Here is a 10,969-nt window from a genome sequence, read left to right as displayed (position 1 = left end):
CGCTCGGCTCCGGGGTCCGCGCCTCGTCGCCCGCGGGGTCCGCGCCTCGTCGCCCGCGTCGCTCGCTCGGCTCGAAGACGCCGTTTCGGTCGACGGGCCGTAGGACTCCGGTTCGTGAATCCCGCGTTGAATCATCTGGTTGCGGACGGTCTGCGGGGTCACGTCGACGCCGAGAGCGGCGGTCATCTCCTTGAACGTCTCGCAGGCCTCGTAGGCCTCCCGAAGCCGAACCGGGTCGTGATGGGCCGGTACCGCGTCGGAATCCGGCTCCGCGTCTGTGTCCGCTTTTGCGTCCGCCTCCACCGCTGGCTCCGCCACGGTGCTGGCGTCCGCGTCGGTCTCCGTTTCCGTGCTGGCGTCCGGGTCGGTGCTGGCGTCCGGGCCGGTGCTGGCGTCCGTCTCCGTCTCCGCGCCCGCCTCGGTGGCGTCGTCCGCCGACGCGGATGCACCCCGGTCGCGCTCCGGCGTTTCGCCCCTCTCTGTCGGGACTTCGGACTCCATCGTCGGCGGCGACGCGCCGGGTCCGACGGCCGCGTCGACCGCCGCGTTTCGCGTCCCGGAGCCGTCGGCCCGGGCGACCAGTTCAGTCGGCTCGGAGTCGCGTTCGGAGTCGCGCTCGGCCGACGCCGATTCTGGGTCGGCGTCTCCGCCCCGCGGGGGCGCGAGCGCCACGTCGAGTTCGAGTCGAAGCCGGCCGTCGGCGACCGACGCCGCCGGCGACGACACGGAGAGCCGGTTCGGGTCGACCGCGCACTCGGACGCGAGGTCGTACGCGACGGTAACCGAAGCCAGGACACCGTCCGCGGCCGATTCGCCGTCGCTCGTCAGTTCAAGCTCGCAGACCGCTCCCGTCGTCTCCGTAAACTGTTCGAGAACCGCCGTGAGCTCTCGGACGTTCCTGACCACTTCCATATGATGATGTCAACTGTGTCACATCGCATATAATTTATTGCCGTCGGGCTCATCTAGTAATATATATTCTATACAGACGTCCGCTCGCCTCCGAGGCGAGTGCCCCGGGACGGTCTGGGGCGTTCTGTCGTCGGACGTGACTGTCGCCGTAGCTGTTTTTATCACTGTGACGCGACACCACAGACGTATGGACGTGTCTCCACTCCACGGTATCGCCCCGTTTAGCGCGGAGCGGCGTGCGATGCGAATCCTGCTGGTCGACGATAACGAGGCGATGGTGGAGCTGTCCGCGACCTTTCTCGAACGCGAACTCGACGACGTCGAGACGGAGACGTACACCGAGCCGGGACCGGCGCTCGACGAACTCACCGACGGGGAGTACGACTGCGTCGTCAGCGACTACGACATGCCGGGGATGGACGGGCTCGAACTCCTCACGGCGGCGCGCGAGCGGGGCATCGATCTCCCGTTCGTCCTCTTCACCGGCAAGGGGAGCGAGGAGATCGCGAGCCGCGCCATCTCCGCCGGCGTCGACGAGTACCTCCAGAAAGGCGGTCCCGAGGAGTACCCCGTCTTGGCGAACAAGGTCTCGAACCTCGTCGAGAAGTACTGGGCCGAGACGCACATGCGACGCGGCTTTCTCGCCATCGAATCGGCCGAGGAGGGAATCGGCATCATCGACGACGAGGGCGTCTACCAGTACCTCAACGAGGCGTACGCCGCGCTCTACGACCGCGACCGGGCCGAACTCATCGGCGAGCACTGGGACGTCCTCTACCCGGCCGACGAGGCCCGGCGGTTCCACGACGAAATACTCCCGCAACTCGAAGCCGAGGGGTCGTGGCGGGGGTTTTCGACCGGCGTCACCAAGGGCGGCGAGGCGGTTCCCGAGCGCCTCGTGCTGACGCAGATGGACGACGGGGGACACGTCTGTATCGTTCAGGAACTCACCGAAGTCGACGCGCTCCGGGCGGAAGTCGAACTGAAAGACCGGGTGCTCGACGCCGTCGGCGTCGGCGTCGTCGTCACCGACCCCTCGCTGCCCGACAACCCCGTCGTCTACGCCAACGAGGCGTTCGAGACGCTCACGGGCTACGACGCCGAGTCGGTGACGGGGCGCAACTGTCGGTTCCTCTACGGCCCCGAGACGGACCCCGAGACGGTCGCCGCGATTTGGGCGGCCGCCGACGCCGGCGAGCCGATTTCGACGGAGATTCGAATCTACGACGCCGGCGGCGAGCCCGTCCGGGCCCGTCTCGATAGTCATCCGATTCGGGACGACGACGGCGCGGTCGAGTTCGTCGTCGGCTTCTACCGCCCGGCCGACGTCGACGGCGCGGGCGACGCGTTCTCGTCCTGATTGGCTTTCGTCGCGGCCGCCGACGATATACTGGAAACGGTGGGGTGTCCGCCTCCCGCGTGAGTAAAAAATACGGTCGCGGCGGGTACTAGCCGCGCCCGTGTCCGCCCACGCTCGACTCTATCAGGTCCTCGCCCTCTCCGCGTTCGGCTTCGCGGCGTACCGGTGGTTCCACGGCTCTCCGCTCGTCGCGGTTGGTTGGACTGTTGTCGGACTGTGGTATCTGTACGCGCTCTGGCGGGGAGTCGACCAGATCGACGAGTATGCCGTCGATACGTGACCGCAAAAAACCGGCCGGCCGCGTTCGGACTGTCTCTACTCGTCCGAGGCGCGCTTGAAGAACGCGAGCGCCGCGCCGAACAGCGTCAGGTTCTGGAGGAACGACGTGAGCTCCTCGTCGCGGGCGTCGTCGTCGACGGCCCAGAAGTCGTGCATCGTCGGCGTGACGCCGGCGAAGAACGCCGCGACGCTCGCGGAAGCGAGTTTGGGGAGCTTCCAGAGGCCGATACCGAGGCTGCCTCCGAGGAGCAGACCGCTCGCGGCGGGGACGAGCCGGTCCGCCTCGGGGACGCCCTTCGCCTCCGCGTAGGCGATGCGGCCGTCGAGGTCGGTCAGGTTGCGAATCGCCAGGACTGCGAGGCCGCTCGCGAAGAGGGCGCGGGCGAGCCGCGATGGCGCGTTGCGTTCGGATTCGTCGGGGGCTGTCATCACCGTTTGAAAGCGGACTCAAAATTATAAGGGCTCTGTTTACGAACCGGCCGATGCGTTTTTACCACTCGCCGTTCCGTCTCCGAAATTCGGGCGCTGTTTCGCCGTCGCGCGCGAGTTGCAGTGTGGCCGTCCCCGGCGGCGCCGATAGATGCGTTTCTCGTTCCGGACGGGGAGTCCGACGCGACCGAGGACGCGACACGTTCTCGCCCGGCATCACCATTATTGTCTCTTGGCGTTATCTATCGTCGCGTATGGTCTCATCTCGTGACGCGCCGCGTTCACTCTCGGAGCCGGCGTCTATCGACGTCCTCTACGTCGAAGCCGACCGCGACTTCGCGGCGCTCGTCGCGTCGCAACTGGAACGCGAGCGCGGGCGATTCACCGTCCATACCGAGTCGGACCCGCGGGCCGCGCTCGACCGGATTCGGAGCGGTGACGCGGCGTTCGACTGCGTCGTCTGCGGCTACGACCCGCCCGACCTCGACGGTCTCGACGTGTTGTCGCGGGTCCGCGACGAGTTCCCCGAACTGCCGTTTATCCTCTTTACCGAACGGGGACGCGAGGAGATAGCTGGCGAGGCGCTCGCCGCGGGCGCGACCGGGTACCTGCGGAAGGGCGATGACGCGACCCAGTACCGACTCCTCGCCACCCGCATCGAGAACGCCGTCGAGCGCGTCCGGTCCGCTCGGGCGTCGCCGGGCGAGGCGCTCGAAGCGCGCCTGTCGGTGAGGTCACGGGCGATGGACGAAGCGCCCGTCGGCATCGTCCTCACCGACCCCCACGCGGCGGACAACCCCATCGTCTACGCCAACGAGGCGTTCGAGACGCTCACAGGCTACGACGCCGAGGAAGCAGTCGGGCGGAACTGTCGGTTCCTACAGGGCGAGGCGACCGACGAAGACACCGTCGCCGAACTGCGGGCGGCGGTCGAAGGGCGCGACCACGTGACGGTCGAACTGCTGAACTACCGCAAGGACGGCACCAAGTTCTGGAACCGCGTGCGCATCGCGCCCCTGTTCGACGACGACGGGGACATCGACTTCTTCGTCGGCTTCCAAGACGACGTCACGCCGCGGAAGGTCTACGAGCGGACCCTCTGGGCGAACACCGCGCGGCTCGAAGCCCTGTTCGAACACTCGCCGGACCTCGTCGTCGTCCACACGGACGACGGCACGATCCGAGACGTGAACCAGCGGATATGCGAGGAACTGGGCTACAGCGAGGCGGAACTCGTCGACAAGACCATCTGGGACCTCGACCCCTCGTCGGACCCGGCCCGTTCGCGGTCGTTCTGGGGGGAGCTACCACCGAACGAACCGGACCGGTTCGAAGGCGAACTGCAGCGCCGCGACGGCACGACGTTCCCCACCGAGGTCCACCTCATCCAACTCAACGTCGCGGGCGAGGACCTGTACGTCGCGATGATTCGGGACATCACCGAGCAGAAGCAACGAGAGGTCGAACTCGTCGAGCAAAACGAGCGGCTCGACCGCTTCGCGAGCGTCGTGAGCCACGACCTCCGCAACCCGCTGCAGGTCGCGATGGGCCGACTCGACCTGCTCGCGGACGACTGCGACAGCGACCACGTCGACGCTATCGACCGCGCGCTGGAACGCATGGACGACCTCATCAGCGACCTGCTCGTGCTCGCCCACGACGGCGACGACGCCATGGAAATCGAGCCGGTCGCGCTGTCCGACCTCGCGCAAGCTGCTGGCGAAACGTGGTGACCGGCGACGCCACGCTTTCGGTCGAGACCGAACTGGTCCTCGACGCCGACGCCGACCAACTCCAGCAACTCCTCGAAAACCTGTTTCGAAACGCCGTCGAGCACGGCTCGACGGGCAGTCGGGATTCTCCCGACGACGCCGTGGAACACGGTTCCACGGGCGACCGAGACGACTCGCCCGACCGCGGAGCCGGCGTGACCGTCACCGTCGGCGAGACCGACCGCGGGTTCTTCGTCGAAGACGACGGCGTGGGAATCCCCCCTGAGAACCGCGACACCGTGTTCGAGGCCGGCTACACCACGTCGTCGCAGGGGACCGGCTTCGGACTGAACATCATCTCGCAGGTCGCGGCCGCACACGGCTGGGAGGTGACGGTCTCGGAGGGGGCCGAAGGCGGTGCGCGGTTCGAGTTCCGCGTCGACTGAGCCGCCGCGTCAGGCGTCGCTGTCGCCGAGGTCGAACTGCTCGTTCTCGGAGACCGCGTTGAGGACGACGCTCGTGTTCGACTCCCGAATCGGGGCCTCGCTCAACAGCGCCTTGATCTGGCGGTTCATGTCGTCTGTGTTCCTGAACTTCCCGACCGCGAGCACGTCGTAGTCGCCGGTGACTTCGTACACCGAGACCATCTGCGGCTCGTCGGCGAGCAGTTCGGTGACCTCCGAGAGGGCGCTCCCCTCTACTTTGAGATGCATGACGGCGGTCACGTCGTAGCCGAGCGCGTCGTAGTCGACGCGGGGCGTGTAGCCCTCGATGATTCCCTCGTCTTCGAGGTCTCGCAGGTGGTTCGAGACGGTCGTCACCGACACGTCGAGTTCTTCGGCGAGGCTCCGGAGACTGCGTCGCCCGTCTTCGAGGAGTGCGTTGATGAGGTCGGAATCGAGGTTCTCGTAGGTCATCTCCGGATCTTTTGCGTGTGATTGTCATTAATCCCCCGGTCTAAATTGACGATTCGGTGAATCGTCGCCCAGTCGCGTCCGGAAACTAGGTCGCACGGTCGTCGAGCGCTCCGCCGGACGCGTCCGGGCCTCGACCCCCGTCCGTTTTCGAGCGGACGTGCGATAAACGAATATCTCACACTTTCCTCTCACCCGTTTACAATGCGAAAATAGCGAATAATTATTTATGTTACTCAGCTCTGAGTGAGTCTGAGGAAACATAATGGCAGCAAGGGACACTGGAGCAGGAGATGCGGCAGACGAGACAGCGAACCGGGAGACGCGACGTGGCACTCGACGCCGGGACGTTCTCAAATCGGGAATCAGCCTCGCGGCGATAGCTGGGGTCGCGGGCTGTCTCTCCGGGGGCGACTCCGAAGAGACCACCACGACGACCGCCGCGGACGACGGCGACTCCGACTCGGAGACGACCGGCGAGACGACCGAAAGCGGCGGGTCGGACGGCGAGACGACGAACGTCGCTATCGTCTCCAGTCCGGCCGGGTTCGGCGATCAGGCGTTCAACGACCTCGCGCTTCAGGGGCTTCAGACGGCCGCCGAGGAGTACGACATCGAGATTCAGCAGGTCGAAGAGACGAACCAGTCGAACTACCAGACGGTTCAGTCTCGGCTCGCCGAGAGCACGAGCCCCGACTACGACCTCGTCGTGCTGGTCAGCTACAACCACACGCAGGCGCTCCAGACGAACGCCGAGGCGTACCCGGACCAGAACTGGATGCTGATAAACGACTCCATCGACCAGCCGAACGTCGCGGGGTACACGTGGGCGAACCACCAGATGTCCTTCCAGGCGGGCGTGCTTGCGGGGACGATGACGACCCGCGAACTCTCCTACGAGGGGAACTCGCTCGACCCGGACTCGTCGACCGTCGGGTTCGTCGGCGGCGTCGACGGCTCGCTCATCAACGCCTTCGAGCGCTCCTACCGGGCAGGCGTCGAGTGGGTCGACGAGAACGTCGACGTCACGGTCGGCTACATCGGCAACTACACCGACACGCAGACCGCGAACAACATCGCCACCTCGCAGTACGACGCCGGCGCGGACATCGTCTACCACGCCGCGGCGGCGGCGGGACAGGGCGTGTTCCAGGCGGCGCAGGACGCAAACCGCTTCGCCATCGGCGTCGACGCGGACCAGTCCGTCACGCTTCCGGAGTACCAGGACGTCATCATGGGCTCTGCGGTGAAGTACATCAACGAGGGGACCTACGAGGTCGCGGAGGCCACCGTTCAGGACAACTGGTCGGCGGTGCAGGGCGCGAACATCCTCGGTCTCGAAGAGGAGGCCGTCCGAGTCGTCTTAGGGCAGGCGGTCGGCGGCGAGCTTCCGGACGTGGTCACGGAGAACCTCGAAGCGGCGAGAGAAGCCATCATCAACGGCGACGTCACCGTGCCGTGTAGCGCCAGCGGTTGCTAGCGACGCCGCCATGGCACCACCTCGCAGGGTTTTTACTGACAGCGTAGACTCCAACCCATGACAGACACGACCGCACCAGCAGTTCAACTCACGGACATCACGAAGCGTTTCGGCGACGTCGTCGCCAACGACAGCGTTGACCTCACGCTCGACCGCGGGTCGATTCACGCCGTCATCGGAGAGAACGGGGCGGGAAAGACGACCCTGATGAACGTCCTGTACGGCCTGTACGACCCGAACGAGGGGACGATAGAAATCGACGGCGAACCCCGTTCGTTCGACTCGCCCAGAGACGCCATCGCGGCGGGCATCGGGATGATTCACCAGCACTTCCAGCTCGTCGACAACATGACCGTCCTCCAGAACATCGTGCTCGGCCACGAGCCCTCGTCGCGGGGACTCGTCGACGAGGGCGCGGCCCGCCGTCGCATCACCGAAATCTGCGACACCTACGGCTTTTCGGTCGACGAGTACCTCGACGCGCGAATCGAAGAACTCGGTCTCGGTATCCAACAGCACGTCGAAATCGTCAAGAGCCTCTACCGGGGCGCCGACACGCTCATCCTCGACGAGCCGACGGCCGTGTTGACGCCCCAAGAGGTCGAGGGGCTGTTCGACGTGATGGAGGCGCTCACCGCCGACGGGCGGTCGCTCATCTTCATCACCCACAAGCTGGACGAGGCGATGCACGCCGCCGACGACATCACCGTCCTCCGGGACGGGAGCGCCGTCGGGACGGTCGACGCCTCGGAGACCTCACAGAACGAACTCGCCCGCATGATGGTCGGCCGCGAGGTGCTTTTCGACGTCGACTCGGCGGACGGAACGCCCGGCGAGGTCGCGCTCACCGTCGACGGCGTGACCGTGCGCGACGAGCGCGGGCTCGAACAGGTCCGCGACGTGAGTCTCTCGGTTCGGGAGGGTGAGATACTCGGCATCGCCGGCGTCGAGGGCAACGGCCAACAGGAGCTCATCGAGGCCATCACCGGGATGCGAACCCCGGAGCGGGGCACGGTCTCGCTTCAGGGCCGCGACATCACCGAGCTGTCCCGTCGCCGCCGCATCGAAGACGGCATCTCGTACGTCCCCGGCGACCGGCTCGAAGAGGGCCTCGTTCAGGACTACACGCTCGTCAGGAACGCGCTTTTGGGCAATCAGACGATGGACGCCTTCTCCGACGGCCCGTTTCTCGACTGGGGGCGAATCGGCGACCACGCCGACGAGATAATCGAGGAGTACGACGTGCGGCCGCGAAACCCGGAGGCGACCGCGAAATCGCTCTCCGGCGGGAACCAACAGAAGTTCATCGTCGGCCGCGAACTCGAACGCGAGCCGTCGGTGCTCGTCGCGGCCCACCCGACTCGCGGCGTCGACATCGGCTCGATAGAGTTCATCCACCAGCGGTTCCAAGATATGCGGGCGGAGGGCGTCGCCATCCTCCTCGTCTCGTCGAAACTCGACGAGGTCCAGAAGCTCTCGGACCGTACGGCCGTGATGTACGAGGGCTCGGTCGTCGACACCGTCGATCCCGACGACGTGACAGAAGAGGAACTCGGCCTGCTGATGGCGGGGCGGTCTCGCGACGGCACCGAACGCGCGGCGCGCGGCGTGGAGGGAGACGCGTGAGCGACGCAGCCACCGGCGTCCGGTCTCTCGCGGACCGCATCGCCGACCGCATGCTCGACGCGTCGGTGCTCGAACGCGTCGTCATCGCGCTCGTCGCAACCGCGCTCGCGCTGCTCATCGGCGCGGTCATCGTCGCCGCCTCTGGGTACGACGCCGTCGAGTTCGTCTCGTCGCTCGTGTACGGCGCGGTCGGGAACGTCTCGAACCTCGCGTTCATGCTCCGGCAGTCATCGATGCTGATTCTGACGGGCGTCGCGGTCGCGGTCGCGTTCCGCGCGGGCGTGTTCAACATCGGCGTGCAGGGCCAGTTCATCGTCGGCGGCTTCGCGGCCACCCTCGGCATCCTGTTCGCCGCGCCGTTGCTCCCGGACGCGCCGGTTTCCGCGATTCCGCTGATGACGCTGGCCACGCTGTTGGCGCTGGCGGCCGGCGGCGCGTACGGGGCGCTCCCGGGGATGATGAAGGCGTACGCCGGCGCGAACGAGGTCATCACGACCATCATGCTGAACTTCGTCGCCTCGGGCGTCGTCTACTTCCTGCTCGACGCGTACCTGCGCCCGGAGGCGCCGCCGCGCCGAACACCGAACAGTTCCCCGACTACGTCGGGCTTCCCGGCCTCGTCTTCGAGAGTCCGTCGTTTTCCATCCTCGGACTCGGGGTGGCGCTCCTGACGGTCGCCGTCGTCTACCTGGTGATGGACCGGACCGGATTCGGTTACGACCTCGTCACGAGCGGCTACCAGGAGCCCGCCGCCAAGTACTCCGGCGTCGACCCCAAGCGGATGATCGTCCGGACGATGACCATCTCCGGGATGATCGCCGGCCTCGCCGGCGCGCTCTTCGCGGTTATGATTCTCGGCTACTACAGCGACCCCAGCACGTTCCCCACGTTCGGCTTCGACGCAATCGCCGTGAGCCTCCTCGCGGCGAACAACCCGCTCGGCGTGATTCCCGCCGGCCTGCTGTTCGGCGGCCTCGACGCCGGCGGCCAGTACATCGGCTTCACGCTCGACGTGCCGAGCGAACTCGTCGACGGCGTCATCGGCTCATCGTCCTGTTCGTCGCCGCGCCGGAGCTGTTCCGCGCGGCGGGACAGTACACCTCGCTCGGAGGTGACCGCGAATGAGCACCGCTCGCGCGCTCGTCGACGACCGCCGGACGCTGTTGGGCGTCCTCGGGGCGCTCGTCGCCGTCATCGCGCTCCTGCTTTTCGTCGACCTCCCGGGGTCTGACCTCGTGACGGTCGGCGCGCTCGAACGCGCCTTACAGGCGGCGACGCCCATCGCGCTCGCGGCCATCGGCGGCCTGTACGCCGAGAAAAGCGGCGTCTTCAACATCGGGCTGGAGGGGTTCATGATATTCGGCGCGCTCGTCGGTGCCGCGGTCGCCTGGCTCCTCGCCGGCGGCGAGGGCATCACGCAGGTACACCTCTGGGTCGCCTTCGTCGCGGTCGCACTCGTCTCCGGCGTGTTGGCGACGCTGTTCGCCGTCCTGTTGATTCGGTACGAGGCCAACCAGATCGTCGCCGGCCTCGCCGTCTGGTTCATCGGGCTCGGCTTCGGGCCGTTCGCCGCCACCGTGCTGTGGGGCGGTGTCTCCAGTCCCTCGCTGCCGAACATCGACGCGGTTTCCGTGCCCGTCCTCGCCGAGATTCCGGTTCTCGGACGGCTGTTCTTCGACGCCTCGCCGCTGGTCTTGCTGACCATCGTGGTCGCCGTCGCGGCCTGGGTCGTCCTGTTCCGGACGCGCTACGGCTACTGGGTCCAGGCGGCCGGCGAGAATCCGGAGGCGCTCGACACCGCCGGCATCGACGTCAACCGCGTCCGCTACGCGACGGTCATCTTCTCCGGCGTCATGGCCGGCCTGGGCGGCGCGGTCCTGTCTATCGGCATCGGAAGCGGGTTCACCGGGACCGGCGTGACGATGGTCGACGGCCGCGGCTGGATCGCTATCGTCGCGTACCTCTTCGGCAACTACAACCCGCTGGGGACCTACGGCGCGTCGCTCCTGTTCGGGGCGATGGACATGCTCCAGATTCAACTGCAGACCATCGGCATCTCGCTTCCGGGGAGCATCACCGGGCTGTTCCCCTACGTCGCCGTGCTCGTCGTCCTCGTCGGCGTCGGCTACACGCGCGTCCCGTCGGCGGTCGGCGAGTCCTACGACACCGAAGAGTAACCCCCCTCGCGGGGCCGCGTTCGAACCGACGCCGCCGGCCGCGTCGCTCGTAGTCCTGTCGCCAACGAACAGTTCAATTA

General features: G+C 66.8%; 7 protein-coding genes and 3 pseudogenes. 7 read left to right on the top strand and 3 right to left on the bottom strand.

Annotated features, from left to right (window positions below; all coding sequences use genetic code 11):
• Positions 1–912, bottom strand: a pseudogene (locus ATB1_RS14990) (hypothetical protein); the annotation flags it as partial.
• A gap of 187 nt (positions 913–1,099) precedes the next feature.
• Between ATB1_RS14990 and ATB1_RS14985 the strand changes: the two are divergent.
• Complete coding sequence (locus ATB1_RS14985) at positions 1,100–2,272, top strand: PAS domain-containing protein (RefSeq protein WP_042665138.1); 1,173 nt, start codon at positions 1,100–1,102, stop codon at positions 2,270–2,272.
• Between the two features lie 100 nt (positions 2,273–2,372).
• Positions 2,373–2,552, top strand: coding sequence for a hypothetical protein (locus ATB1_RS14980; protein ID WP_042665136.1), 180 nt, complete (start codon positions 2,373–2,375; stop codon positions 2,550–2,552).
• Between the two features lie 35 nt (positions 2,553–2,587).
• Here the strand turns inward: ATB1_RS14980 and ATB1_RS14975 are convergent, their stop codons facing one another.
• Positions 2,588–2,980: a hypothetical protein gene (locus ATB1_RS14975; protein WP_042665133.1), complete on the bottom strand. Its 393-nt coding sequence runs from the start codon at positions 2,978–2,980 to the stop codon at positions 2,588–2,590.
• 254 nt (positions 2,981–3,234) lie between these two features.
• Here ATB1_RS14975 and ATB1_RS14970 point away from each other — a divergent pair.
• Positions 3,235–5,138, top strand: a pseudogene (locus tag ATB1_RS14970) (PAS domain S-box protein).
• 9 nt (positions 5,139–5,147) lie between these two features.
• Here the strand turns inward: ATB1_RS14970 and lrp are convergent.
• Positions 5,148–5,609 carry an HTH-type transcriptional regulator Lrp gene (gene lrp / locus ATB1_RS14965; protein WP_042665131.1) on the bottom strand — a complete coding sequence of 154 codons (462 nt, stop codon included), beginning with the start codon at positions 5,607–5,609 and terminating at the stop codon, positions 5,148–5,150.
• A gap of 262 nt (positions 5,610–5,871) precedes the next feature.
• Between lrp and ATB1_RS14960 the strand changes: the two genes are divergently transcribed.
• The 4 genes and pseudogenes from ATB1_RS14960 (at position 5,872) to ATB1_RS14945 (ending at position 10,889) form a co-directional block, all read left to right on the top strand.
• Positions 5,872–7,086 (top strand): BMP family protein, encoded by a 1,215-nt coding sequence (locus ATB1_RS14960; RefSeq protein WP_082256446.1) that lies wholly within the window; start codon positions 5,872–5,874, stop codon positions 7,084–7,086.
• Between the two features lie 57 nt (positions 7,087–7,143).
• The gene (locus tag ATB1_RS14955) at positions 7,144–8,712 is read left to right on the top strand and encodes an ABC transporter ATP-binding protein (protein ID WP_042665127.1); all 1,569 of its coding nucleotides are present in this window, start codon (positions 7,144–7,146) and stop codon (positions 8,710–8,712) included.
• A pseudogene (locus tag ATB1_RS24200) lies at positions 8,709–9,837 on the top strand (ABC transporter permease). Before ATB1_RS14955 ends, ATB1_RS24200 begins: the two are co-directional and overlap by 4 nt.
• A complete protein-coding gene (locus ATB1_RS14945) occupies positions 9,834–10,889 on the top strand; it encodes an ABC transporter permease (RefSeq protein WP_042665123.1) in 1,056 nt (351 codons plus the stop codon). The pseudogene ATB1_RS24200 and the gene ATB1_RS14945 overlap by 4 nt, the downstream one beginning before the upstream one ends.
• Positions 10,890–10,969: the final 80 nt, after the last annotated feature.

It is taken from the genome of Haloferax sp. ATB1, from assembly GCF_000730175.1.
Note: the sequence above shows the minus strand (reverse complement) of the source record. Positions and strands in the feature narration are given on the sequence as shown.